This window comes from Wenjunlia vitaminophila DSM 41686 (genome assembly GCF_000380165.1).
Taxonomy (GTDB): Bacteria; Actinomycetota; Actinomycetes; order Streptomycetales; family Streptomycetaceae; genus Wenjunlia; species Wenjunlia vitaminophila.
In genome coordinates this window covers 109,944-134,854 of record NZ_KB904658.1, presented here as the reverse complement: position 1 = coordinate 134,854, position 24,911 = coordinate 109,944, and the positions used below count along the sequence as shown (strand labels likewise).

Sequence of the window (24,911 nt, the reverse complement as noted above, 5' to 3'; positions counted from 1 at the left end):
TCCTTCGGGGCCAGTTCCCGCCGCGGGGACGCGGGCGGTTGCCTCCGTCTGATCTACCGTGCGTCACCTCGAAGGCCGTTAGATCGTGGAGGGAGCCGTTCCACCCGAAAGGGGCCGGTCAGGATGCCTCATCCCCGACGATCGCGGAAGTGGCCAATGTCGGCCCTGCATCAAGCTGTCACGACAGGGGAGCCGCCGAGATCGCGCCCGACCGGGATGATTGAACAAGCAACGGATTTGGGGCACCACACATCGGTACGGGGGCGATCCGCCCCGACGGGGGACATCACATGTGTGCTTTGGCCAGTCGATCGCTGCCCGGAACCGCCACCACGGCGCCGCCGGGCCAAGGAGAACTACGGTTCACGGTGCTCGGTCCGGTGCGGGCCCACCGCGGCGACGAACAACTGACGATCGGTGCTTCCCAGCAGCGCGTGGTCCTCAGCGCGCTGTTACTGCGCGCCGGCGAGACGGTGACGCCCGGAACCCTGATGAACGCCGTGTGGGGCCAGCACCCACCCCAGCGGGCGGTGCAGGGGCTGCGCACCTACGTGCTGCGGCTGTGCCAGGTGGTCGGCCCGGGGGTGCTGGTGCCGGAGAGCGGAGGGTACGCCCTGCGGCTGCCGCCGGGGAGGGTGGACCTCCAGGTGTGCGAGCGGCTGGCCGCCGACGCCGCCCGGGCCCGCGCGGCCGGCGAGCCGGCGCTGGCCCGGCGCCTGCTCACCTCGGCGCTCGACCTGTGGGACGGGGAGGCCCTGCTCGGGGTGCCGGGGCGGTACGCCCAGGCCCAGCGGGCCCGGCTCTCCGAATGGCGGCTGACCCTGCTGGAACAGCGGCTGGAGCTGGACCTGGCCCTTGGCGGGCACCGCGAGGCGGTCGCCGAGATCACCGCGTTGACGGCGCGCTTCCCGCTCCGGCAACGACTGCGGGGGCTGCTGATGCTGGCCCTGTACCGCGGTGGGCGCCGGACCGACGCCCTGGCGGTCTTCGCCGTCACCGAGCGACTGCTCAGGGAGGAACTCGGCGTGCCGCCGTCACCGGAGCTCACCCACCTGCACCAGCGCATCCTGGCCGCGGACCCCGCGCCGCCCCGGCGCCCCCGCCACGCCGGACCGGACGGCGGCCCGGCAGGCCGCCGCCCCGGCGCCGCGGCTCACTCGTGGGGCAGGTCCAGGTCGAGGTCCACCACCACCGGAGCGTGGTCGGAGGCGCCCTTGCCCCTGCGCTCCTCGCGGTCCACGTAGGCGTCCTTGACGGCCTTCTGGAACGGGGCGTTGGCGTAGACCAGGTCGATCCGCATGCCGCGGTTCTTCGGGAAGCCCAGCTCCCGGTAGTCCCAGTAGGTGAAGGGGTGGTCGTACTTCAGCGGGCGCGGCACCACGTCCTCGAGGCCGGTCTCGCGCAGGGCGGCCAGGGCGGCCCGCTCGGCCTCGGTGACGTGCGTCATGCCGTCGAACACGGAACGGTCCCAGACGTCGGCGTCGGCCGGGGCGATGTTGAAGTCGCCGAGCACCGCGAACGGGAGCAGGCCCTGCGCGTCCTCGGTGACGGCGTCGCGCAGCGCGGTGAGCCAGCGCAGCTTGTAGGCGTAGTGCGCGTGGTCCACCTCGCGCCCGTTGGGCACGTACACCGACCACACCCGGGCCGGGCCGCAGGTCGCCGAGACGGCCCGGGGCTCCTGCTCGTCCTGCGGGTAGCCCGGGCCACCGGGCAGCCCGAGGACCACGTCCTCGAGGCCCACCCGGGAGACCAGGGCCACGCCGTTCCACCGGCCCGTGGCGACCACGGCGGACTCGTACCCCAGCTCCCGCAGGGGCTCGGTGGGGAACGCCTCCGGGGCGCACTTCAGCTCCTGGAGGCAGAGCACATCGGTGCCCGAGCTCTCCAGCCAGGAGAGCAGCCGGGGCAGCCGGGCGGTGACCGAGTTGACGTTCCAGGTGGCGATGCGCAGGGACATGCATCGAATCTACCTCCCGGCACCGACAGACCCGAAGGGCCAGCGGCTCCGGGGCCCGCCGACGGGGCGGACCCCGGCCGGCCGGTCAGCCCAGCTCGGTGCTCTCCCCCGGGAGCAGCCGCCGGTGGACCACGTCCGGGACCGGGCCGCCCGCGCCGAGCAACCGGTCGTAGACGGTGAAGCCGTTCTCCGACAGCAGTCCGTCGTGGAGGGAGAACGTGCGCGCCGGCGCCACCTCGCGCACGTAGTCCAGCACCTCCTGGATCTTGGACCAGGGCGCGTGGATCGGGAGCATCAGCGACTCCACCGGCCGCCCCGGGACGGTGAACGCGTCACCGGGGTGGAACAGCCGCCCCTCCACGACGTACCCCACGTTGGTGATCCTGGGGATGTCGGGGTGGATCACCGCGTGCAGCTCCCCGTGCACCTCCACCTCGAACCCGGCGGCGGTGAAGGTGTCCCCGTCGCCCACGGTGTGGACGCGGCCGGGGAACGCCGTGGAGATCCGGTCGGCGACGCTGCGCAGCGTCCAGACCTCGGCGGCGGGGTTCGCCTCCAGGGCCGCGCGCAGCCTGCCCTCGTCGAAGTGGTCCGGGTGCTCGTGGGTGACCAACAGCGCGTCCGCGCCCACCGCCGCGTCCGGCTCGGTGAACCCGCCCGGGTCGATGACGAGCGCACGACCGTGCCGCTCGACGCGGACACAGGCGTGGCCCTGCTTGGTCAGCTTCATGGGTCCCCTTCTTCCCGGTGACGCGTACCGGCCGTGGCCCGGCGCCCGGCCGGGCGCGGACGGCCCCCGGTGATCCTGCCACCGGCGCCCGCGGTCGCGCGGCGGCTCCACGGGGCGTGTCGCGGCCCCGAGCGGCGCGGGGCGGGGCGGGAACGCCGACCCGTGGTCCCGGCCCGTCGCGCCCGAGCGCCCCGCCGGGTCAGTCGTCGAGGACGAACACCCGCTGCGCCACCGCGAACGCCGCACGGGCCGCCGGCACGCCGCAGTAGACCGCGGTCTGCATCAGCACCTCCCGGATCTCCTCGATGGTGAGGCCGCTGCGCAGTCCGGCACGCACGTGCGCCTCGAGCTCGTCCAGGTGCCCCCCGGCGACCAGCGCGGTGATGCTCACCGCGGCCCGGACCCGGCGTTCCAGGCCCGGGCGGGCCCAGATCTCGCCCCAGGCGTAGCGGGTGACGAAGTCCTCGAAGTCCTCAGTGAGGTCGGTGGCCCGGTTCAGGGCGCTGTCCACCTCGAGGTCGCCGAGCACCTCGCGGCGCACCTTCAGGCCGTCCACCGACACGGCGCCCCCGGTGTCGGACACACGGGGCGCGGCGGCCGGTGCCGGGCTCCGGTCGGTCCTGTCCCGGGCGGCCTCCTCCCGGGCGGCGCCGTCCTCGTCGCTCTCGTCCCATTCCACGCCGTCCCAGTCCACCGCCTGCCGGGAGGACTCGTCACGCACCGGCTCGTCACGCACCGGCCGCTGCCGCACCGGCTCGTTCCCGGCCGCGTCGTCCGGGGCCCTGGAGGCCGCGGGCTCGGGTGACGGGGAAGCCTGGAGCTCCGGGGGCCGGGGGGCCTCCCGCAGGGTGGCGGCGAAGTGCCGCAGCAGGAGCTGGGTGACCGGTCCCGGCTGTTCCAGGTTGGCCAGGTGCGCCGCGTTGGGCACCACCGCGAGGCGGGAGTCGGGGATCAGCGCGGTCAGCTCGCGGGCCGCGCCCGGAGGCACGACCGCGTCCTCCGCCCCGGCGATGACCAGGGTCGGGGCGGCCACCGCCGCCAGGGCCCCGCGCAGGTCGTGGTCGGCCATGGCGTCGCAGCACGCGGCATAGCAGGACTTGTCCACGGTGCGCACCATCTGGGCGCAGGGTTCGGCGAGGGCGGGCTCCTCGGCGAGCGAGGCGGCGGTGAACCAGCGGGTGGCCGCGGTGCGGGCCTCCTGCTCCACGCCGGTGGCCCGGATCACCGCGGCGTGCTCCCGCCAGACGGACGCCGAGCCGGGCCCGGCGGAGGTGCCGACCAGGGCGAGGGAGACGATGCGGTGCGGGTGGCTGAGCGCCAGCAGGGCACCCACCGACCCGCCGAGGCCGACCCCGGCGTAGCCGAACCGGTGGACCCCCAGGGCCTCCAGCAGTTCGAGGAGCAGCACGGCGATCTCCTCCACGGTCTGCGTGGGCACCGGCACGGAGCCCCCGTGCCCGGGCAGGTCGTAGCGGATGACGCGCCAGTACCTGGACAGGTCGGGTATCTGCTCGTGCCAGATCTGGAACGTGGTGCCGAGGGCGGGTCCCAGGACCAGCGCGGGCGCGTCCTGCGGTCCGTCCTGCCGGTACCTGAGCAGCGGGGCGTCGGTCATCGGGAGTCCTCGTCGTGGTGGGTGCTGTCGTGGTGGTGAGCCGCCCCGGACAGCCGGGGTGGGCGGTGGGGTCTCGGGGGCGGGAGGGGCTGGAGGGGCGGCAGGGCGCGGCCGGGTGGTCGGGGCGGGTGGTTGGGGCGGGTCGGGAACCTGGGGGGAACGGCGGTCGGTCGAGGACGGGAGTGCTGACCGATGAGCGTAAGGTGTGGGAACGAAGATCCGACAAGCACCCTGGAGCCCTGAGCGTCATGTCGGAGCGGAACGGCTCGGTCAGGATCGTCGCGGGGCGCGGGGAGCACGAGATCGAGGTCCGCAAGTCGCGGTTCGTCTGCGCGCTGGCCAGGGCGTCGGACGAGGGGCAGGCGCAGGCGTTCGTCCGCGAGGTGCGCAAGCGGCACTGGAACGCCACCCACAACTGCTCCGCCTACGTGGTGGGGACCTCCGGTCAGGTCCAGCGGTCCAACGACGACGGGGAGCCGGGCGGCACCGCGGGCGTGCCGATGCTCGAGGTGCTGCTGCGCCGCGGGCTCACCGACACCGTGGCGGTGGTCACCCGGTACTTCGGCGGGGTCAAGCTGGGTGCCGGCGGCCTGATCCGGGCGTACGGATCGGCGGTGTCGGCCGCGCTGGACGCCGTCGGCGTGCGGGAGCGGCGCCCCCACCTGTTGGTCACCGCGCTGGCGGACTACCCGGTGGCGGGGCGGCTGGAGAACGAGCTGAGGGCGGCCGGGCGCACCGTCCACGAGGTCCGCTACACCGACGCGGTGGAGATCGACGTGGCCGTGCCCGAGGCCGAGGTGGAGGCGTACCTCGCCTGGGTGGCGCAGGTCTCCGGGGGCGCCGCCGTGGTCACGGTGGGTGCGCGCCTGCTGGTCGAGGTCCCGGTCTGACCCCCTGCGGCACCGCCGGGCCCGGGCGGGGCCGCCCCTGGCCCGGGTCAGGCGTCGTGCGGGTCAGAAGGTGATGGTGGAGACGATGTAGACCGCGGGGTGCTCCGGATCTGCCAGGTTGACCAGCACCTCGCGTGCGGGCTGGCCCTTCTTCTCCGCCGGCAGGCTCACCCCGTAGAAGTGCTGGTCCGCCGCCCACTCGCCGTGGAAGTCCCAGCCCACCACCTGTTGCCGCTCCCGGCTGATCGGGATCTTCCCCTCGACGAGTTCGTCCCGGCTGGTGCCGATCTGCTTCAGGAACCAGTCGAGGCCGCGGGGGATGGTGGTGAACCTGGCGTACAGCGAGCTGCTCTTCCAGGAGTTGGTCTCGAAGAACTTCTTGCCGGTGGCCTTGTAGTTCATCGGGACGCCGTAGATGTTGCGGGTGGCCCGGTCGGGGCGTTCGTGGACCATGGTGGTCGCGGCCGCGACGCGCTCCTTCATGTCACTGCCGTTGAGGCTCTGCACCGCCGCGACGACCAGGTAGGCCGCCGGAGCGGTGACCATCAACGCCACCACGACGGCCCGGGTGAAGCGGTTCATCGATCAAACACCCCTGCGTAACGTTCCACCCGCCGCCGCTTGGCCCGTCGGAACCGCCGGGCCACCAGCCGGGCGAGGTCGGCGGCGCCGACGAGACCGGCTTCGTTGCCGAGCTGCGCACGGACCACACGGGCCTCCGGTCGGAAGCCACGCCCCGTGAGGGTACGCCGGTAGGCCTCGCGGGCGGGAGCGATCAGCAGGTCGTCGGCCGCGCTGACCCCTCCGCCGATGACGAAGCAGCTCGGGTCGAGCGCCGCCGCCAGGTTGGCGATGCCGATGCCCAGCCACTGGCCCACGTCCTGGAGCAGCTCGATGGCCATCGCGTCCCCGGCCCTGGCCGCCTCGGTGATCAGCGGGCCGGTGATGTCCCGCACCTCGCCCCCGACCCGGTCCAGGATGGCGTGCGCCACCGGCGAGTCCGCCACGGCCAGCTCCCGTGCCTCGCGGACCAGCGCGTTGCCCGAGGAGTACTGCTCCCAGCAGCCGCGGTTCCCGCACGGGCAGCGGTGCCCCCCGGGCACCACCTGCATGTGTCCGAACTCGCCGGCCACCCCGTACTTGCCCCGCCGCAACTGGCCGTCCTGGAGGATGGCGCCGCCGATGCCGGTGCCGAGCGTGATCATCACCAGGTGGTCCTCGCCGCGTCCCGCGCCGAAACGCCACTCCGCCCAGGCCGCGGCGTTGGCGTCGTTGTCCACGATCACGGGGAGCAGCAGCCGTTCGGTCAGCGCCTGGCGCAGCGGCTCGTCCCGCCAGGACAGGTGGGGGGCGAACAGCACCCGGGCGCGCTCGGCGTCCACGAAGCCTGCGGCACCGATCCCCACGGCGTGCACGTCGTGCCGGTCGGCGAGGTCGAGGACCAGTTCGACGATCGTGTCCTCGACGACCTTGGGGCTCTTGGACTTGTCCGGGGTCTCGGTGCGCAGCCGCTCCAGCACGTTCCCGTCGGCGTCCACCACCCCGGCGGCGACCTTGGTGCCGCCGATGTCGATGCCCACGGTGGGGACCCTGGGCGCGGTGAGGTGGGACCTGCGCTCCCGACGGCTCACCGTCCGCATCATCGTGGCCCGGGCGACGGAGTCGCGGTGCGGCCGGTCACGGTGGGTGCTCACTGGTTCGCCCCTTCCCTCACGCGGGTGCCGGCTCGCCCGGCGCGACCGCGGGAGGCACGCTCCCACCGGGTCCCGGGCGGTCTCGCCGCCCCGCCGCTGAGTCGGGGGGCTGGGGTGCCCCCGGGGTGCGTCGGAAGGGCGGTGAGGCGGCTGGCGGGCGCTGGCAACGGAAGCGGTTCCCTGGGTCTCGTCGGCGGGGCTTGTGCCCCCTGGCACGGGCTCGGAAGCCCGGGTGAACATCATGCGGCGGTTCGGGTGCCCGGGCCCCGGCGGGGTCAGTCTTCCGGGTGGTCGCCCGGGTGCGGTCGGCGCCTGGTGGCCCGGTGGTTCGGTACCTGTGGGGCGGGTCGTCGGGTGCGGGTGCTGTGGCTCGGGGGTGGAACCGGTGGGTGCGGGCGGGCCACGGTCGCCGTCCGCCTCACGGGTGAGGCGCATGGGGTCCGAGCGACGAAGTCGCCCGGAGTGTGATTGTGCCCCAGGGACCACCGCCCGTGCACGGGCGGGAGGGCACCGCGGACGCCCTCGGCCCGCCCGCCGTCCCGGACGTCCGGCTATGTCCGCTGCTGCCCCGGTGCCTCCTCCGGCGCCTGCGACCGGGCCGCGGCCAGCTCGTGGCTGAGCTCGTCCAGCTCCGAGCCACCCGCCATCTGCCGGGTGAGCTCCTCCAGGGTGATCCCCGACCGCTCGTGGCTGCCCGCCATGGTGCCTCGCTTGAGCAGCACGAAGCGGTCGCCGACCAGGTAGGCGTGGTGCGGGTTGTGGGTGATCAGCACGACCGCGAGGCCGGCGTCCCGGGCCGCGGCCACGTACTTGAGCACCACCCCGGACTGCTTGACCCCGAGCGCGGCGGTGGGCTCGTCCAGGATCAGCACCCTGGCTCCGAAGTACACCGCCCGGGCGATGGCGACGCACTGCCGCTCCCCTCCGGAGAGGGTGCCGATCGGCTGGTCCACGTCCCTCAGGTCGATGCCCATCCGCAGCAGCTCGGCGCGGGTGGTCCGGCGCATCAACGGCACGTCGAGGCGGCGCAGGGGGCCGCGGCCGGTGGTCGGTTCTGAGCCGAGGAAGAAGTTCCGCCACACCGGCATCAGGGGCACCACGGCCAGGTCCTGGTAGACGGTGGCGATGCCGCGGTCCAGGGCCTCGCGGGGCGAGTTCAGCCTGACCTGCTCGCCGTCGATCTCGTACGTTCCCCCGTCGTGCTGGTGCAGTCCCGCGATGATCTTGATCAGGGTGGACTTGCCGGCCCCGTTGTCCCCCAGGACGCAGGTGATCTGCCCGGACTCGACCTCGAGGGAGACGTCCTTCAGGGCGCGGATGTTCCCGTAGAGCTTGCTCACCCCGGTGAGCCGGACCGCGGTCATGCGCTCGCCTCCGCGCGTCGCCGTACCCAGGCGTTGACAAGTGTGGCGAGCAGGAGCATCCCGCCGAGGAAGAACTTGAACCAGTCGGGGTTCCACTGGGCGTAGACGATGCCCTTGCTGGTCATCCCGAAGATGAAGGCCCCCACGGCGGAGCCGATCGCCGAGCCGTAACCGCCGGTCATCAGGCAGCCGCCGATCACCGCGGCGATGATGTACAGGAACTCGTTGCCGACGCCCTCCCCGGACTGCACGACGTCGAAGTTGAACAGCAGGTGCTGCCCGGAGATCCAGGCGCACAGGGCGACGCCCATGTACAGGCCGATCTTGGTCCGGGCCACCGGGACGCCGACCGCGCGGGCCGCGTCCGCTCCCCCGCCCACCGCGAAGATCCAGTTGCCCGCACGGGTGCGCAGCAGGACCCAGGTGGCCAGGGTCACGAGGCCGAGCCACCACAGCACGGTCACCTGGATCTTGACCGAGCCGATCTCGAACTGCGAGGCGAACAGGTCGTGCGCGGAGGAGAAGCCGTCCATGTCGGCGATCGACTTGGTGCTGACCGAGTCGCTGATCAGGCGGGTGAAGCCCAGGTTCAGTCCGGTGAGCATCAGGAAGGTACCGAGGGTGATGATGAAGCTGGGCAGCCCGGTGCGGGTGAGCATGAACCCGTTGAAGAAGCCCAACGCCAGGGTGACCAGCAGCGAGACGGTGATCCCCAGCCAGACGTTCGCCGTCATCTGGTACGAGAACATGGAGGTGACCAGGGCCGCGCTGGTCACCATCACGCCCGCGGACAGGTCGAACTCCCCGCCGATCATCAGCAGCGCCACCGGCACCGCCATGATCCCGATGGTCGACGAGGCGTTGAGCACCGTGCTCATGCTGGACGTCTGCAGGAAGCTGTCCGCCACCACGCTGAAGAAGACGAAGACGGCCAGTGCACCGACGATCGCGCCGAACTCCGGGCGGGCCAGCGACCTGCGGGCCAGCGAGCGGTGCACCAGGCGTTCGTCCCCGGTGACCGGCGGGGTCTTCCCCGGTCCCACGGGCGCGGCGCTGGCGCTGGTCACCGGCTCTCCCAGGGGCGGGCCGCGGTCACCGGGTGCCCTTGGCCGTGTACTTCTCCAGCGCCGGCACGTCCTTGTCGGTGACGATCGCCGGGCCGGTCAGCACGGTCTTGCCACCACCCAGGACGTTGCCGTTGGTGGCGTTGAGCCAGAGCGCGTCCACCGCCAGGTAGCCCTGGAGGTAGGGCTGCTGGTCCACGGCGAAGCCGATCTCCTTCGCCTTGAGCTGTTTGACCACCTCGGCGTTGAGGTCGAACGTGTCGATCTCCACGTCGCTGCCCACGTCCTTGGCCGCCTTGGCGGCGGTGGCCGCGAACGGCGCACCGAGGGTGACCACCGCGTCCAGGGACTTGTCCGACTGGAGCTTGGAGGTCAGGGAGGCCAGCACGTCGGGCATGTTGGTGCCCTCCACGTACAGCTTGTCCATCCTGCCGTCGAACGTCTTCTTGGCGCCGTCGCAGCGCTCCTCGAGCGAGACGTTGCCCTGCTCGTGCAGGACGCACAGCGCCTTCTTCTTGCCCCGCTTGGTCAGCTCCGTGCCGATCGCCTCACCGGCCACCGCCTCGTCCTGCCCGAAGTGCGACATCGCCCCGTACTCCGCGGAGAACTGGGCACCGGAGTTGATGGTGACCACCGGGATGCCGGCGCTGCGGGCCTCCGCCAGCACGTCCTTCATCGCCTCGGGCTTGGCCAGGGTGACGATCAGCCCGTCCACCTTCTGGTCGATGGCGGCCTGCACGAGCTGCGCCTGTCCCTTGGCCTCCTTGTCGTTGGAGTACAGGAACTTGACGTTGTCCTTGGCGGCGGCCTGCTGGGCGCCCTTCTGCACGATGTCCCAGAAGGTGTCGCCCTGTCCGGAGTGGGTGACCATGGCGATGGTCATCCGGGGGGTGTTGACGGCCTTGGTCCCCTTGTTCCCCTCCGGCTTCTCCTCCGCGTCCTTGCCGCCCGAGTCGCTGCACCCCGCGACGGCGAGGGCGAGGGCCGCGGCGAGAGCCGCGGCGTGGACCAAAGCGCGTCTGCGGGCCATGCTGGTCTGCCTTCCGTCCGACGGTGCCTGGCAGTGAGTCGGGTGAGTTGTATGCCCCACGGCACCATCGAGTCAATAGTTTTGTCTAGACATTATGACGAATGGTCAGCGGCGGGAACAGGGTCTTCCCGCGCTCCAACTCGCCCGGAACCCAGGCCCCGTCGGACCGTAACCAGGTCGCCTCGAGGGCCGGGGCACCCCACCTCGCACCCCACCGGCGGCGGTGCGGGGACGACGTACGGCCCTCGGCCCGGAACACCTCCGGGGCCGGTCGGGGTGACCGGCGCGGACGTCTCCGGGACCTCGGGCCGTACGTCTGGTGTGACTCAGTCGCCGTCCCCCAGGGCGGCCAGCCCGGCCTCGACGACCCGGTCCAGGGTCAGGGTCTCCCGCTCGACGAGCAGGACCCGGCTCAGCCGCAGGCACGCGGTGGCGGCGACCGCGTAGGCGTCGTCGTCCAACGACTCCACGTCGCTCACCTTCGCCAGGCCGATGATCCGCCGGGCCGCCTCACAGCCGGCGAAGCCGAAGCTGTCCCGCAGGACCGCCGGCAACCAGTCCTCGAGGAAGGAGTCCGGCAGACCGCCCGGTGCCGCACGGTCCGGCCACCGCTGGCGCAGTCGCTCCTCGAACACCGCCCAGCTCGACGAGACGGTGCGGAACAGGCCCTCGGCGCGCGCCAGGTCACCGAGCGCGCCGGCGCGCGCAGCGGCGAAGAGCATGCTCGCCCACATCATCCCGAGGTCGAAGCCGACCGGTCCGTAGCAGGCGAACTCGGGGTCGAAGGCCTTGACCGACAGGTCCGCCCCGTCGCCCCGGACGAAGACGCTCCCGCTGTGCAGGTCGCCGTGGAGCAGCATCTCCTGCACGGTGAGGAACGACCTCTTCATCGCCAGGGCTCCGGCGATCCACTCCTGGTCCGCCTGGAGCCGCGCCACCACCGGCTCGAGCACCGGGCGGACCGAGTTCCGGTCGGCACCGAGGTAGGGCTCGGTGAAGACCAGGTCCTCGGTCAGCTCGCACAGCTCGGGGTTGATCGCGGCGGCGGCACGGCGGCGGAACTCCTGGGTGGGCAGGCCCAGGAACGAGGTGCCGAAGGCCACCTCGGCCAGGTACGCCGCCAGCCGCTCCGCCACCCCCTCGTACGGGCCGCCGGCGTTCAGCCGGGTGCGGAACACCTCGTGGTCCGACAGGTCCTCGAGGGCGAGCACGTGCCGCTCCTCGTCGAAGTCCACGAGCTGGCACACGTCCGGGGAGAGCGCACCGTGCACCCGCATGGCGGCGGCCTCACGGGCCGCCCGGGCCTCGGTCATCGGCCAGTCCGGACCGACCAGACGCACGTAGGGGAGGGCCTGCTTGAGCACCAGGCGGCGCCCCTGCTGGTCCGCGCACACGAAGACCAGGTTCAGGTTGCCGTCCCCGATCTCCGACACGCTGAGCGTCTCGACGTCGACCAGGTCGCGCAGGGCCTTCCGGTCGGCGATGTACCCCGGCACCGTGTCGATGGTGAGCACCTGGTCAGCCATGCCTCTCTCCAACGGATGCGCGCGCCGGCACCGGCTCACCGCCCGCCGGCTTCCCGGGGAGGGGACCCGACGGCATCTTCTTGGCCTGGCCGAGGCGCTTCTTGCGGTTCTTGTGCAGGGAGAAGGACATCAGCAGGGCGAAGATCAGCACAAGCCCCTTGATGAGGTCCTGGGTGTAGTACGGCATGCCGCGCTGGGTGAGGCCCTGGAGGATGAGCCCGATGAACAGGGCTCCCACGAAGGTGCCCAGGGTGTTGGGCTTGCGGGCGCCGAGGACCGCGTAGCCGACCAGCGTCATCGCGACCGCGTCCAGCAGGGCGGAGTCGCCGGCCGTCACGTCTCCCTGGCGGAGCCGCGAGGCCAGGACGATGCCGGCCACCGCGGCGAGCATGCCGGAGACCACGTACGCGCCGAACTTGTAGCGCCACACCCGGGTGCCGGCGAGCCGCGCCGCCTCGGGGTTGCCACCGACCGCGTGGAAGACCCGGCCGTAGCGCGTCCGCTCCAGGAAGACCCACATCAGCAGGGTGATCAGCAGGAGCAGGTACACCGAGAGCGGGATACCGATGATCTCCTTGCTGTCGATCGCGGTGAAGTCGTCGGTGAAGTTGCCCTTGACCACGGTGCCGTCGCTCAGGGTCATGCCGGTGGTCAGGGTCTGCCCGTCCACGAGCCACCGCTTGAGGCCCTGGATGGCGAACATCATGCCCAGGGTGGCCAGCAGGGGCGGAACCTTAAGCAGGACGATCAGGGTGCCGTTGAGGGCGCCCACCACCATGCCCGCGATCAGGCAGGCGAGGATGGCGACCGGCCCGGTGAACTCGTACTGGATCATCATCATCGCGGCCACGGTGACCGAGAGCCCGATGACCGCTCCGACGGACAGGTCTAGGTCGCCGACGATCGCGGTGAGCATCATGCCCAGCGCCCCGATGGCGGCCACCGTCTGGATCTGGAGGATCGACACCGCCGAGTCCCAGGTGGCGAAACCCGAGGTGGTGAGGGAGAACAGGATGCAGAGGGTGATGCCTAGGAGGATGACCCCGTAGCGTACGACGAATTCGGTGAGGTTGACGGCGGGTCGTCCCCTGGCCGGGGTCGGGACCGAAGCCTGATGGCTCACGAGTCCTCCTCCTTTCGTGCTGAGGTGGTTGTCTCGGTCATGGGGCCCACGGCGGGCGGGGACCCCGGGGTCGACGCCCCGGGGATGACCGTCTGGCGGCCGGGGGCCACGGCGGGCGGCGGGGCGGCGGATGGGAGGTTCGGGGGTGTCATCCGCTCACCCCGCCTGGTCGAGGAGGTGGGACGGCCGCGCGCTCATCGCGTCGATGAGACGGTCCCGCGACGCCTCGCCGAGCGACATGTCGGCGGTGATCCGTCCCCGGTTGAGCACCACGATGCGGTCGCCCACCTCGAGGGCCTCGTCCAGGTCCGAGGTCGCCACCAGCACCGCCGCCGAGGAGGCCAGCTTGCGCACCGTGCTGCCGATGTCGTGGCGGGCGTTGATGTCCACGCCGCGGAACGGCTCGTCGAGCAGGAGCACCCGCGGGTCGCCGAGCAGCCAGCGGCCGATGACCACCTTCTGCTGGTTGCCGCCGGAGAGGGTCTCGATCGGCGCCGAGGGTCCCGACGCCACCACTCCGATGTCCCGCATCACGGCCTCGGCCGCCCGCCGCTCCCGGCCGGCCTGCATCAGCCCGCCGGAGGTGTACGCGCCGGCGAAGGGCAGCGTCATCTGCGAGGAGATGGACCACCCGGGGATGATCGCCTGTTCGTGCCGGGACTCGGGCAGGAGGTAGACCCCACGTTTGATCGCGTCCGCCGGGTGTGACGGGGCGAAGGCGCGCCCGTCGAGCGTCCGGTTCCCGGCGATCACGGACTCCGCTCCGAACAGCCACTCCAGCAGTTCGGTCTTGCCGCTGCCGAGCAGGCCCAGGACCACCGTGACCTGTCCCTGCCGCACGTCGAGGCCGAACGGCGGGGTGTCGTCGAAGAGCTGGACGCCGTCGGCGCTCAGCACCACGTTCCCGCCGGGCAACCCCTCGCGCTGCATCTCCGCCGGGGTCCGGTCGAACAGCACGGTCAGGACGGCGGACCAGTCGAAGCCCTTGCCCGGCTCGGGGGTGAACTCGTCGAGCATCACCCCGTCCCGCAGCACCCCGACCCGGTCGCAGAGCTGGTCGATCTCGGCCAGCTTGTGGGTGACGAAGAGCACGGTCACCCCGTCCGCGGCCAACGCCCTGACCATGTCGAACAGGCGCGCGGCCTCCTCCCGGGAGAGAGCCGAGGTCGGCTCGTCCAGGATGAGGATGTCGGGCTTGCGGGAGAGGGCGCGAGCCAGGACCAGGAGCTGCCGCTCCGAGACCCCGAGCTCGCGCACCGGCGAGCGCAGCATGCGGCGGTCGGGCCGCATGCCCAGCGTTTCGGCCACCTTCACGGCCTGCGCCTCGACGCGCTTGCGGTTGAAGCCGAGCGGCGAGTGGGTGTCGCTCAGCCAGTCGAGGGCGAGGTTCTCCGCGACGGTCATGTCAAGGATCACGCCGTCGTTCGGGTTCTGGTGCACCGTGCCCACGCCCATGCGCTGGGCGGCGAGCGGGTCCGGGAAGACCACGACCTCACCACCGCGCCGTATCTCCCCGCTGTCGGGCGCCTCAGCGCCCGACAGCACCTTGATGAGCGTGGACTTTCCGGCCCCGTTGGCGCCCATCAGCCCGTAGATGGTGCCCTTCTCGACGCCGAAGCTGACTCCGCGCAGAACCTGGTTGGGACCGTAGCTCTTCGAGATGTCCCGAACCTGAAGAACCGTTTCTTCCCCCAATGTTCTCAGCGTGTCGGGCGTTGCCGACGTACCGGATTTTCTTGACATATCGTCCTCGCTACTGGCCCGGCGTGATCTCGGGGATCCAGGGAGCGCCGAGGTAGTCGGGGGTGGACAGCTCAGGGAGGGCCTTGCGCAGGTCGTCCATGTTCTCGACGTTCTTGTCGACGAGCTGGTCCTGGGTGATCAGGGTCGCCGGGATCGTCATCTTGTCCGGCAGGTCGGCACCGGCGGCCTTGCCGATCGCGGCCCGCGCGACGACGGCGCCCACGTTCGCCGGGTCGGTCGCGGCGGTGGCGCGCCACGGGCTCCCAGACTTGATCATGAGCTGGATGTCGGCGGTGGAGATGTCCACGCCGTAGACCTTGACCTTGTCGCTCAGGCCCTGCTGGCGCAGCGCGATGAGGGTGCCCTTGGCCAGCTCGTCGTAGGCGGCGAACGCGATCGTGGTGTCCTTCGCGGCGGACAGGGCCGCGGCGCCCTCGGTCGCGGTGTCCGCGGCCACCGACTCGGTGTACTTGCCGAAGTGGGCGACCTGCTTGAACTCCGGGTTGCCCTTCAGGAACTCCTGGTAGACCTTGTTCCGGCTGTCCAGCGGCGCGATGCCGGAGACGTTGACGTAGGCGATCTTGCCTCCGTCCGGGTTCTCCTTCTTCAGGTACCCGAGGATCTCCTCGGCGATCGACTCGTCGTTCTGCGAGATGTACGTCGCGTCACAGTTGGCGATGTCCACGTCGTAGACGACGACCGGGATGCCCTTGTCGATGGCCTCGTCGATCTTGGGGTTCACGGAGTCGGCAAGACCGTGGTCAACGATGATCACGTCCGGCTTGGAGCTGATCGCCTGGCCGAACTGGCTGACCTGGGTGGAGTTGTTGCCGCGGGCGTCGTAGACCTTGACCTTCCCGCCGGCCGCCTCGATCTGCTTGGTGGCGCCGTTGCCCCACTGCTCGAAGTAGTCACCGACCCCGGACTGCCGGACCAGGGCCACCGTGAAGCCCTTCTTGAACTCGGCCGGCTTCGCCTGCGGCAGCATGTAGTCGTTGTTCAGGATGCGGTCGCAGGACTGGCTCTTCTTCTCGGAGCCCTTCTTGGCCGTGTCCGAGTCGTTATCCGTGTCCTGCGAGCAGGCACCCAGCGCCGTGGCGGCGATGAGGACCGTGCTGATCGCGAACATGGACTTCTTTGGCTTCATGGTGATCTCCAGGTAACGCTGCGGCTACGCCGCCTCTGTTGGGTGGGCAGGGACCTGGCTGGCGCCAAGATCGATGACCCGTGTGTCGGTGACGATAGCCGTAATGAGCCCGGCCGGTGTCACATCGAAGGCCGGGTTCAGGGCGGCGGTGCCCTCGGGGGTGGTACGCACGCCCGCGAAGGAACAGACCTCCTCACTGCCCCGGTCCTCGATCTCGATGGCCCCCCCATCCGCGGTGTCCGGGTCAATGGTGGACTCCGGAGCAACCACGAGGAACGGCACCCCCGCGTGAGCCGCGGCCAGTGCCAGGGCGAAGGTTCCGATCTTGTTGGCGGTGTCCCCGTTGGCGGCGATCCGGTCGGCTCCGACCATGACCACGTCCGCACCGCCCCTGGCCAGGACGGAGGCCGCGGCCGAGTCCACGATGACGCGGTAGTCGGCGCCCATCCGCTTCAGTTCCCAGGCGGTCAGCCGGGCCCCCTGGAGCAGCGGCCTGGTCTCGCAGGCCACCGCGAGCGCCAGCCTCCCGTCGTGGTGCAGCTTCTCCACCACGCCCAGGGCGGTGCCGTGCTCGATGGCGGCGAGCGCGCCGGTGTTGCAGATGGTCATCACGTTCAGCCGGGGCCGGTCGGGGAGCAGCCGGGACAGCAGCTCGGTGCCCCGCTCGGCCATCGCCTCGCAGGCCGCGATGTCATCGTCGCGCACCTTCAGCGCCGCCACCAGGGCCGCTTCCGGACCCCCCTCGTCGAACGCCGCCAGGGCCGCGTCCACGCCCCAGGCCAGGTTCACCGCGGTCGGCCGGGCGGCCCGCAGCTTCGCTATGACCTCCCGCGCCGAGTCAGCAGACAAATTCTGCGCGGCGAGCGCGACACCGAGGGCACCGGCCACACCGAGGGCGGGAGCACCGCGGACCGACAAGTCCTGGATGGCGTCGATGAGTTGCTCGACCGAGTGGACATCGACCTCTGAGAGGGTCCCAGGCAGGAGTTTTTGGTCCACAAGTCGGATATGTCCCGGGCTCTGCCCCTCCGCGGGCACCCAGTCGATCGTGCGCATCTGCCGCCTCTTCCACCACTGCGTTACGGCGGTCCGCGTCGGCGCGTGACCACCCGTATGGTCAAGTTTTCGCAGACGTTGTCAGACAACTAGGGGTCTGTCAAGATGTTCGCCATGGCGAAGCAGGCTGGGCGGCGACTGGCGGACGACATCGTAATGACCCTGAAGAAGGAGGTTGCCGACGGGCACTACCCGGCGGGCTCCCGCCTTCCGACGGAAGCCGCCCTGTGCGAGCGCTTCGGCGTCTCCCGCGCCACCGTGCGCAGCGCCCTGAAGGAGCTCCACGTCCTCGGTCTCGTGCGCACCCAACAGGGCGCGGGAACGTTCGTCACCCCGCGCCCGACCGTGCACGACGGCCTGGAGCGCATGGGCTCGATCACGGACTCGATCCGGTCGAGCGGCAAGGAGCCGGGCCACGAGTACGGGCGCCGCACCCTGCGCCAGGTGCTGCCGGACGAGGCGGAGCGCATGGAGGCGCCCACCGACACCGAGGTCATAGAGCTGCGCCGGCGCATCACGGCGGACGGCGACGTCGTCGCCTACTCCTACGACCTGATCCCGCTCAGCCTCTTCCCCCCGCGGTTCGACCCCGACGAGCTGAGCGGTTCGATCTTCGCCTACTTCGAGAACGCCCTCGGCCTGCGCCCGACGCTCGGCCTCGCCAAGGTGCACGCGGTGACGTCGTCACACATCGCCTGGGGGCCGGACGCCGCCAAGCACCGGCTGTTCATACTGCTCGACCAGCTCCACTACGACCAGACGCACCGGTTGCTGGCGTACTCCAAGACCTACTTCGTCGAGGGTGCCTACGAGTTCGAGCTGGTCCGCACCAGCAAGTGACGGCGCGGGCGGCGCGCCCCCGGACGGGGGCGCGCCGCCGCGGTGTTCGCACCGGGATCAGATCACCCGGTCACTGCCCCCGTCCACCGGGATCTGCGCACCGGTGGTCGCCGCGAACTCCGGGGAGCACAGACGGGCCACCACCGCGCCCACGGTGGCGCTGCTGACCTCGGTGTGCAGCAGGTTGCGGCGCTTGTACGCGTCCACGTCCATCCCGTAGCTGGCCGCCCGCTGAGCGATGATCTCCGGCGTCCACAGGCCGGTGTCGAACACCGCGTCCGGGTGGACCACGTTGACCCTGATCCCGTCCTGCGCCCACTCCAGCGCGGCCACCCGGGAGAGTTGGGTGACGGCGGCCTTGGACGCCGAGTAGGCGGCGGCGCCCGGCCCCGGAGCGGGGACGTTCTTCGACGCGATCAGCACCACCCGGCCGCCGCGCGGGGAGGCGGCGAGCAGCGGGTGCGCCAGCCGGTACAGGGTGGCCACCGAGTCGGCGTTGATCGCCATGGACTGCCGCCAGGCCGCGGGGTCGAGCTCGGCGACCGGCATGCCGGACCGGAACACCCCGGCGCACGGCACCACCATGTCCAGGCCGCCGAACCGCTCCACGACCGCGTCCAGGGCGGCGCTGACCGCGTCCTCGTCGGTGACGTCGAGGCGCTGACCGAGGTACTCGGGGCCGGAGAAGGCGTCGGTGACCGCGTCGGCCACGTCCCAGCCCACGACGCTGGCCCCGGCGTCCAGCAGCGCCTTGACGCAGGCCCTGCCGATGCCCGAGGCGGCACCGGTGACCAGGGCGACCTCACCGGCGAACGGCGGGGGCGAGCCGGCCCGGCGCAGCTTCGCCTGTTCCAGGTCCCAGTACTCGAGGTCGAATATGTGCTCCTCGGACGCGGGCTGGTAGCCGCCGAGCTGCTCCGCCGCCGCGATGACCTGCATCGTGTGCTGGTAGATGTCGCGGGCGATGTCGGCGTCCTTGGCCCGGCGCCCGACCGTCAGCATGCCCAGGCGCGGGTCGAGCACCACCCGGGGGGCCGGGTCGAGCTGGGTGAGCTCGGTGCCCCGCCGCTGGTGGTGCCGGCCGAAGTACTCCCGGTACGCGTCCGCGTACCCGGCCACGTCGCTGCCGACCATCGGGGCCAGCTTGGTGCGGATGACGTGGTCGGGCGTGAGCGGGCCACGGGTGCTGACCTCGGCGAGGTCGGGGCGGGAGACGAAGGCGGCGGTGGCCGCGTCGGTCTGCCGGCTGACGATCACGGGCGCGCCCGCGGCCTCGCTGATCCGGCGCCGCAGCTCGGCGAGTTCGGTGCGCGGCACCGGCGGCAGCGCGGGTGCCGCCGAGGTGTCCACCGGGGTGACCCGCGCCTCGAGGTAGCGCTCGGCGCGGGTGATCAGGTCGATGTGCCGGGCGTAGGCCTCACGGGTGTCCGCGCCGAAGCTGAACAGGCCGTGGTTGAGCAGCACCAGGCCGAGGGTGTCGGGCCGGCCCTGCTCCGCCCAGAGCCGGGCGCCGAGCGCGGCGAGGTCGAAGCCCGGCATGACGTAGGGGAACACCACGACGTCGTCGCCGAACACCTCGCGGACGACGTCCTCGCCGTTGGGCAGGTTGGTCAGGGACAGGATCGCGTCGGCGTGGCTGTGCTGCACCGCGGGGTGCGGCAGCACGGCGTGCAGCAGGGTCTCCACCGAGGGGTCGGGGGCGGAGGCGTCGAGCAGCGCGCACCGCAGCTCGTTGACCATCTGCTCGTCGCTGAGCGCGTCCAGGGTGAGCAGTTCGCGCAGCCGGGCGAGCCGCAGCGGGGCGAAGCCCGCGGGCTGGATGGAGGCCAGGTCGTGGCCGCTGCCCTTGACGTAGAGGACCTCGGTCTCGGCGCCGGTGACGTCCCGCACGGTGGTCTTCACCGACGTGTTGCCGCCCCCGTGCAGCACGAGGGTGGGCTCACCGCCGATGAGCCGTGAGCCGTAGGCGCACTCCTGGAGCGGGCTGGTACCGGACTCCGCGTCGTTCCATCGATTCCGCATGGGCCGCTGCCTTCATACTCGTCTGACCTGACCAATAATTTGTCAGACAACATAGAGGGGGGAGCTTCCCAGGTCAACTGTCCCCACCCGGCACACGGTGGACAGATCGGGGCAGGAAGGCCAGGTGTGGGGCCCGTGCGCCTCAGGGCCGCACCAGGAGCTGGAACGCGAAGGAGTAGCGCGAGGCCCGGTAGACGTGGCTGCCGTACTCCACGGCCCGTCCCCGGTCGTCGAAGGTCACCCGTTCCATGGTGAGCAGCGGCGCGCCGACCGCCTCGCCGAGCAGTTCCGCCTCCGCCGCGGTGGCCGCCCTGGCGCCCACCGACTGCCGGGCGCTGTGCAGGGTGATCCCGGCCGCGCGCATCAACCGGTAGAGGCCGGTGGCCTCGAGCGCGTCGGCGGGCAGGTCGAGCAGCCCGACGGGCAGGTGGTTGACCATCCGGGCGATCGGCTCGGCGTGGGCGGACCGCAGCCGCACCACGGTCACCACCTCGGCCTGCGGGGCGACGCCGAGTGCGGCGGCGACCGCGGCGGGAGCGGTTCCGGTGGCGCTGGACAGCACCCGGGTGGCCGGCTGTTGGCCGGCGGCGAGCAGGTCGTCGTAGAGACTGGTCAGCTCCAGAGGGCGCTTGACCTGGCTGTGCACCACCTGTGTGCCCACTCCGCGCCTGCGCACCAGCAGTCCCTTGTCCACCAGGGACCCGATGGCCTGGCGCACCGTCGGTCGGGACAGCCCGAGCCGCGCGGCCAGCTCGATCTCGTTGCCCAACAGGCTCCCCGGCTCGAGCCTGCCGGTCTCGATGGCCTGCTCGAGCTGGAGCGCGAGCTGGAAGTAGAGCGGAACCGGACTGGTGCGATCGACGGACAGCGCCAGGTGTACCGGAGTCGTGGACACAGAGGGAGCCTATCGAGATGAAGAAATGACCGGAAGCCAAAGGTCATAATGTCAGGACAAACACTTGACGTCGTCGCCGGTGACGGGAGAGCTTGGGAACGCGGGGCGCAGGGCGCTGCGCCGCGACCGAGTTGGCCTCGGGCTTCCTGCCCTGCCCGTCCACGGCGCACGCTCGGCCGGGGACGGGCAGGCGCGACGGCGGCCCCCGGACACGAAAGTACGGGACTTCCATGCGCATCGGACTGCTCGGCGCGGGACGGATCGGCGCCTTCCACGCGGCGGCGTTGACCGGGACCCCTGGAGTGAGCGAGTTGTTGGTCGCCGACGTCGACCACGGCCGGGCGGCGGGGGTGGCCGCCGAGGCCGGCGCCCGCGCGCTGGACGGGGTGGACGCGGTGTTCCGGGCCGGAGTGGACGCCGTGGTGATCGCCACGGCCACCGCCTCCCACCCCGAACTGATCGTCCGCGCGGCCCGGGCCGGGCTGCCGGTGTACTGCGAGAAACCGGTGTCGGTGGACCTCGCCGGCACCGTCGCCGCACTGCGCGAGGTGGAGGCCGCCGGCACGGTGCTCCAGATGGGCTTCCAACGCCGGTTCGACGCCGGGTACCTGGCGGCCAGGGACGCCGTGCGCTCCGGCCGGCTCGGACGGCTGCACACCATCCGGGCGGTGACCTCGGACGCCGCGCCGCCACCCGCCTCCTACGTCCCGCTCTCCGGCGGCCTCTACCGGGACTGCCTGGTCCACGACTTCGACGTCATCCGCTGGTTGACCGGACGCGAGGTGACCGAGGTGTACGCCATGGGCACGGCCGGCGGCGAGGACTTCTTCCGGGCGTCGGGCGACGTGGACACCGCGGCGGCGGTGCTCACCCTGGACGACGGCACCCTGGCCACCACCACCGCCACCCGGTACCACGGCGCGGGCTACGACGTGCGGATGGAACTCGCCGGGTCCGCCGACCAGATCGCCGTCGGCGTCGGCACCCGCACCCCGCTCACCTCGGTGGAGCCGGACGCCGGGCCACCGGGACGGCAGCCGTGGGCCGGCTTCCTCGACCGGTTCGACGCCGCGTACCGGGCCGAGTTGGCCACCTTCGTCCGGGTCGTCGCCGGCGAGGCCGAGAACCCCTGCCCCGGGGTGGAGGCGCTGCGCGCGCTACAGGTGGCCGAGGCCTGCGAACTGTCCCGGCGCGAACGCCGCCCCGTGGCGCTCAGCGAGATCGAGGACCACACCCGCCTCGCCGGGACGGCGGTACCGGCGTGACCGGGTGCGGCGGGATCGAGAGCGCCGGGCCCGGACTGATCCACCGGATCGCCGCGGCCCCCATCTCCTGGGGGGTGTGCGAGGTGCCCGGGTGGGGCCACCAACTCCCCGCGAAGCGGGTGCTGGCGGAGATGGCGGCGCTCGGGGTGCGCGCCACCGAGTTCGGCCCCGACGGGTTCCTGCCCGACGACCCGGAACGGCGCTCAGCGGTCCTCGCCGAGCACGGTCTGACCGCGGTGGGCGGCTTCGTGCCCCTGGTACTGCACCGACCGGACCACGACCCGCTGCCGGAGGTCCGCTCCGCCCTGGCCCGCTCCGTCGCCGCCGCGGCCGGCACCCTGGTGCTGGCCGCCGCCACCGGCGAGCACGGATACGACGACCGGCCGGCGTTGGACCCGGAGGGCTGGGACACCCTGCTGCGCAACCTCGACCTGGCGGCAGCCGCGGCGGCGGACGCCGGCGTCACCGCCGTGCTGCACCCGCACGTCGGCACCATGGTCCAGGCCCCCCTCGAGGTCGGCCGGGTGCTCGACGGCAGCGGCATCGGGCTCTGCCTGGACACCGGGCACCTGCTGGTCGGCGGCGGCGACCCGGTGGAGCTGGCCCGACGCGCCCCGGAGCGCGTCGCCCACGTGCACCTCAAGGACGTGGACGCCGCCACCGCCGGCGAGGTCAGGGACGGGCGCGTGGGGTACGCCGACGCGGTGGCCGCCGGGATGTACCTGCCGCTCGGCCGGGGGGCGGTGGACGTGCGGGCCGTCGTCACCGCCCTCGAGGACCACGGCTACCGGGGCTGGTACGTGCTCGAGCAGGACACCGTGCTGCGCACCGAGCCGGCCCCGGGCGCCGGGCCGGTCGCGGAGGTCCGGGCCTCGCTCGAGCACCTGGAGCTGATCGGGCGCGAACGGGCGGGGAGGGCCCGGTGAGCCCCCCGCACGACGTGGTCACCCTCGGCCGGGTGGGCGTGGACCTGTACCCGTTGCAGAGCGGGGTGGGGCTGGCCCAGGTGAGCACCTTCGCCAAGTACCTGGGCGGCACCGCCACCAACGTCGCGGTGGCCGCCGCCCGGTACGGCCGGCACACCGCCGTCCTCACCGGGGTCGGCGCCGATCCGTTCGGCGACTACGTCCGGGAGGCGCTGCGGGGGTTCGGGGTGGACGACGCCCTGGTGGTCACCGTGCCGGACCACCAGACGCCGGTGGTGTTCTGCGAGATCTTCCCCCCGGACCGCTTCCCCCTCTACTTCTACCGTCGGCCCAAGGCACCCGACCAGTGCCTGACCGGCGACCACCTGGACCGGACGGCGGTGTCCGGGGCGCGCATCCTGTGGATCACCGGCAGCGCGCTCGCGGTGGAGCCCACCCGCTCCACGCTGCTCACCGCCTGCGCGGTGCGGCCCGGCCGGGACGTCGTCTTCGACCTGGACTTCCGGCCGGTCTTCTGGTCCGACCCCGCCGAGGCGGGCCCCTGGTACGCCCGGGCGCTGGAGCACGCGACGGTGGCCGTGGGCAACGTGGACGAGGTCGAGGTGGCGGTGGGCACCCGGGACCCGGACCGGGCCGCGGACCTGCTGCTGGCCCGGGGGGTGCGGCTGGCCGTGGTCAAGCTCGGCCCGGACGGGGTGCTGGCCAGGACCGCCGACGCCGAGGTGCGGCTGCGCCCGGTGCCGGTGCGGGTGGTGAACGGGCTCGGCGCGGGCGACGCGTTCGGCGGCGCGCTCTGCCACGGGCTGCTCGCCGGCTGGCCACTGCGCCGGGTACTGGAGGTGGCCAACGCCGCCGGGGCACTGGTCGCCGGACGGCACGCCTGCGCCGACGACATGCCGACGCTGGCCGAGGTGGACGACCTGCTGGCCCGGCACGCCGCGGCGGACGATCCGCGGTGCCCGCTGCCGGTGCCGACCGCGGAGGGTGGACATGGCTGACCCGGCGCCCCTGGGCCCCACGCCCGTCACCCGCGCACCGGTGACCGCACCGCCGGTCCCGCGACCGGCCGGGCGAAGAACCCCGGCGGCCGGGTACGCCGACGCCGTGCGCGACCGGGTCTCCGAGCTGACCCGGCTGCGCGCCACCGACCCCGACGCCGTCCGGCGGGCGCTGCGGGACCGGCGGCGGTTCGCCCCCGCGGGGTTCGCCGAACCGCTGTTCGTGCTGGCCGCCGACCACCCGGCCCGCGGCGCGGTGGCCGCCAACGGCGACCCGGTGGCCATGGGCGACCGGCACGAGCTGCTCGCGCGCTGCCTCGTCGCCCTGTCCCGGCCGGGGGTGAACGGCTTCCTGGGCACCGCCGACCTCGTGGAGGACCTGGCCCTGCTCGGCGCGCTGGAGGGCAAGCTGGTGCTGGGCTCGATGAACCGGGGAGGGCTGCCCGGCGCGTCGTTCGAGCTCGACGACCGGTTCACCGGCTACGACGCCGAGGGGATCGCCGCCGGCGGCCTGGACGGCGGGAAGATGCTGCTGCGGGTGGACCCCACGGACCACGGCACCAGCAGGACCCTCGCCGGCTGCGCCAGGGCCGTGGACGAACTGGCCGAACGCCGGCTGCTCGCCCTGGTGGAACCGTTCACCTCGCGGCGGCACGCCGGCAGGGCGCGCAACGTGCTCACCGCGGACGCGCAGATCCTGGCCAACGGCATAGCCCAGGGCCTGGGCCGCACCTCCGCCCACACCTGGCTCAAGGTCCCGGTGGTGGACGACATGGAGCGGATGATGGCCTCCACCACCCTGCCCACCCTGCTGCTCGGCGGCGACGGCAGCCAGGACCCGGAGGCGATGTACGCGTCCTGGCGGAACGCGTTGCGGATCGAGCAGGTCCGCGGCCTGACCGTGGGGAGGACCATGTTGTTCCCGGCGGACGGGGACGTGGCGACCGCCGTGGACACCGCGGTCGGACTGCTGCACCCCTGAGACCGCCGGCACCGACCCCCGGGCCCCGTGGGGCACGCCGCCAC

The 24,911-nt window shown here is 72.3% G+C and carries 22 protein-coding genes; 7 read left to right on the top strand and 15 right to left on the bottom strand.

Features of this window, described 5'->3' with window-relative positions; translation table 11 throughout:
• Nucleotides 1-299: 299 nt before the first annotated feature.
• On the top strand, nucleotides 300-1,244 hold the full coding sequence (locus A3IG_RS29100; protein ID WP_322887989.1) for an AfsR/SARP family transcriptional regulator: 945 nt from the start codon (nucleotides 300-302) through the stop codon (nucleotides 1,242-1,244).
• Here the strand turns inward: A3IG_RS29100 and A3IG_RS0109140 are convergent.
• The 3 genes from A3IG_RS0109140 to pcaDC form a co-directional block, all read right to left on the bottom strand.
• Nucleotides 1,154-1,951 (bottom strand): exodeoxyribonuclease III, encoded by a 798-nt coding sequence (locus tag A3IG_RS0109140; RefSeq protein WP_026220059.1) that lies wholly within the window; start codon nucleotides 1,949-1,951, stop codon nucleotides 1,154-1,156. The genes A3IG_RS29100 and A3IG_RS0109140 overlap by 91 nt on opposite strands.
• Before the next feature lie 91 nt (nucleotides 1,952-2,042).
• Nucleotides 2,043-2,687, bottom strand: a complete 645-nt coding sequence (locus A3IG_RS0109135; RefSeq protein WP_018383256.1) for an MBL fold metallo-hydrolase — start codon at nucleotides 2,685-2,687, stop codon at nucleotides 2,043-2,045.
• 199 nt (nucleotides 2,688-2,886) lie between these two features.
• Nucleotides 2,887-4,302, bottom strand: coding sequence for a bifunctional 3-oxoadipate enol-lactonase/4-carboxymuconolactone decarboxylase PcaDC (pcaDC, locus tag A3IG_RS0109130; RefSeq protein ID WP_018383255.1), 1,416 nt, complete (start codon nucleotides 4,300-4,302; stop codon nucleotides 2,887-2,889).
• 248 nt (nucleotides 4,303-4,550) lie between these two features.
• Here pcaDC and A3IG_RS0109125 point away from each other — a divergent pair, with 248 nt between their 5' ends.
• On the top strand, nucleotides 4,551-5,192 hold the full coding sequence (locus A3IG_RS0109125) for a YigZ family protein (RefSeq protein ID WP_018383254.1): 642 nt from the start codon (nucleotides 4,551-4,553) through the stop codon (nucleotides 5,190-5,192).
• Nucleotides 5,193-5,255: 63 nt separating this feature from the next.
• Here the strand turns inward: A3IG_RS0109125 and A3IG_RS33270 are convergent, their stop codons facing one another.
• From A3IG_RS33270 to mtnA, 10 genes are all read right to left on the bottom strand, one after another.
• Nucleotides 5,256-5,774, bottom strand: coding sequence for a hypothetical protein (locus A3IG_RS33270; protein ID WP_018383253.1), 519 nt, complete (start codon nucleotides 5,772-5,774; stop codon nucleotides 5,256-5,258).
• Nucleotides 5,771-6,886 carry an ROK family glucokinase gene (locus A3IG_RS0109115; protein WP_018383252.1) on the bottom strand — a complete coding sequence of 372 codons (1,116 nt, stop codon included), beginning with the start codon at nucleotides 6,884-6,886 and terminating at the stop codon, nucleotides 5,771-5,773. Before A3IG_RS0109115 ends, A3IG_RS33270 begins: the two co-directional genes overlap by 4 nt.
• Nucleotides 6,887-7,437: 551 nt before the next feature.
• The gene (locus A3IG_RS0109110) at nucleotides 7,438-8,250 is read right to left on the bottom strand and encodes an ATP-binding cassette domain-containing protein (RefSeq protein WP_018383251.1); all 813 of its coding nucleotides are present in this window, start codon (nucleotides 8,248-8,250) and stop codon (nucleotides 7,438-7,440) included.
• Entirely contained in the window at nucleotides 8,247-9,317 is a 1,071-nt protein-coding gene (locus A3IG_RS0109105) for an ABC transporter permease (protein WP_018383250.1), read from the bottom strand. The genes A3IG_RS0109110 and A3IG_RS0109105 overlap by 4 nt, the downstream gene beginning before the upstream one ends.
• A 25-nt stretch (nucleotides 9,318-9,342) precedes the next feature.
• Nucleotides 9,343-10,344: a substrate-binding domain-containing protein gene (locus tag A3IG_RS0109100; protein WP_040911083.1), complete on the bottom strand. Its 1,002-nt coding sequence runs from the start codon at nucleotides 10,342-10,344 to the stop codon at nucleotides 9,343-9,345.
• Between the two features lie 326 nt (nucleotides 10,345-10,670).
• On the bottom strand, nucleotides 10,671-11,870 hold the full coding sequence (mtnK, locus tag A3IG_RS0109095; RefSeq protein ID WP_018383248.1) for an S-methyl-5-thioribose kinase: 1,200 nt from the start codon (nucleotides 11,868-11,870) through the stop codon (nucleotides 10,671-10,673).
• Complete coding sequence (locus A3IG_RS0109090) at nucleotides 11,863-12,993, bottom strand: ABC transporter permease (RefSeq protein WP_018383247.1); 1,131 nt, start codon at nucleotides 12,991-12,993, stop codon at nucleotides 11,863-11,865. Before A3IG_RS0109090 ends, mtnK begins: the two co-directional genes overlap by 8 nt.
• 156 nt (nucleotides 12,994-13,149) lie before the next feature.
• On the bottom strand, nucleotides 13,150-14,688 hold the full coding sequence (locus A3IG_RS29090) for a sugar ABC transporter ATP-binding protein (RefSeq protein ID WP_018383246.1): 1,539 nt from the start codon (nucleotides 14,686-14,688) through the stop codon (nucleotides 13,150-13,152).
• 58 nt (nucleotides 14,689-14,746) lie between these two features.
• Nucleotides 14,747-15,883: a sugar ABC transporter substrate-binding protein gene (locus A3IG_RS0109080; protein ID WP_026220057.1), complete on the bottom strand. Its 1,137-nt coding sequence runs from the start codon at nucleotides 15,881-15,883 to the stop codon at nucleotides 14,747-14,749.
• A gap of 24 nt (nucleotides 15,884-15,907) precedes the next feature.
• Nucleotides 15,908-16,939 carry an S-methyl-5-thioribose-1-phosphate isomerase gene (gene mtnA / locus A3IG_RS0109075; RefSeq protein ID WP_026220056.1) on the bottom strand — a complete coding sequence of 344 codons (1,032 nt, stop codon included), beginning with the start codon at nucleotides 16,937-16,939 and terminating at the stop codon, nucleotides 15,908-15,910.
• A gap of 114 nt (nucleotides 16,940-17,053) precedes the next feature.
• Between mtnA and A3IG_RS0109070 the strand changes: the two genes are divergently transcribed.
• Nucleotides 17,054-17,779, top strand: coding sequence for a GntR family transcriptional regulator (locus tag A3IG_RS0109070; RefSeq protein ID WP_201787448.1), 726 nt, complete (start codon nucleotides 17,054-17,056; stop codon nucleotides 17,777-17,779).
• A gap of 57 nt (nucleotides 17,780-17,836) precedes the next feature.
• Here A3IG_RS0109070 and A3IG_RS0109065 read toward each other — a convergent pair whose 3' ends face one another.
• Nucleotides 17,837-19,801 carry a bifunctional aldolase/short-chain dehydrogenase gene (locus A3IG_RS0109065; RefSeq protein WP_018383242.1) on the bottom strand — a complete coding sequence of 655 codons (1,965 nt, stop codon included), beginning with the start codon at nucleotides 19,799-19,801 and terminating at the stop codon, nucleotides 17,837-17,839.
• 142 nt (nucleotides 19,802-19,943) lie between these two features.
• Nucleotides 19,944-20,696 carry a GntR family transcriptional regulator gene (locus A3IG_RS0109060; protein WP_018383241.1) on the bottom strand — a complete coding sequence of 251 codons (753 nt, stop codon included), beginning with the start codon at nucleotides 20,694-20,696 and terminating at the stop codon, nucleotides 19,944-19,946.
• Nucleotides 20,697-20,926: 230 nt separating this feature from the next.
• Between A3IG_RS0109060 and A3IG_RS0109055 the strand changes: the two genes are divergently transcribed.
• The 4 genes from A3IG_RS0109055 to A3IG_RS0109040 are packed head-to-tail and all read left to right on the top strand — an operon-like array spanning nucleotide 20,927 to nucleotide 24,867.
• On the top strand, nucleotides 20,927-21,961 hold the full coding sequence (locus tag A3IG_RS0109055; RefSeq protein WP_018383240.1) for a Gfo/Idh/MocA family protein: 1,035 nt from the start codon (nucleotides 20,927-20,929) through the stop codon (nucleotides 21,959-21,961).
• A complete protein-coding gene (locus tag A3IG_RS0109050) occupies nucleotides 21,958-22,887 on the top strand; it encodes a TIM barrel protein (protein WP_018383239.1) in 930 nt (309 codons plus the stop codon). Before A3IG_RS0109055 ends, A3IG_RS0109050 begins: the two co-directional genes overlap by 4 nt.
• The gene (gene iolC / locus A3IG_RS0109045; RefSeq protein ID WP_018383238.1) at nucleotides 22,884-23,885 is read left to right on the top strand and encodes a 5-dehydro-2-deoxygluconokinase; all 1,002 of its coding nucleotides are present in this window, start codon (nucleotides 22,884-22,886) and stop codon (nucleotides 23,883-23,885) included. Before A3IG_RS0109050 ends, iolC begins: the two co-directional genes overlap by 4 nt.
• A complete protein-coding gene (locus A3IG_RS0109040; protein ID WP_018383237.1) occupies nucleotides 23,878-24,867 on the top strand; it encodes a Cgl0159 family (beta/alpha)8-fold protein in 990 nt (329 codons plus the stop codon). The genes iolC and A3IG_RS0109040 overlap by 8 nt, the downstream gene beginning before the upstream one ends.
• The last annotated feature ends 44 nt before the right edge of the window (nucleotides 24,868-24,911 follow it).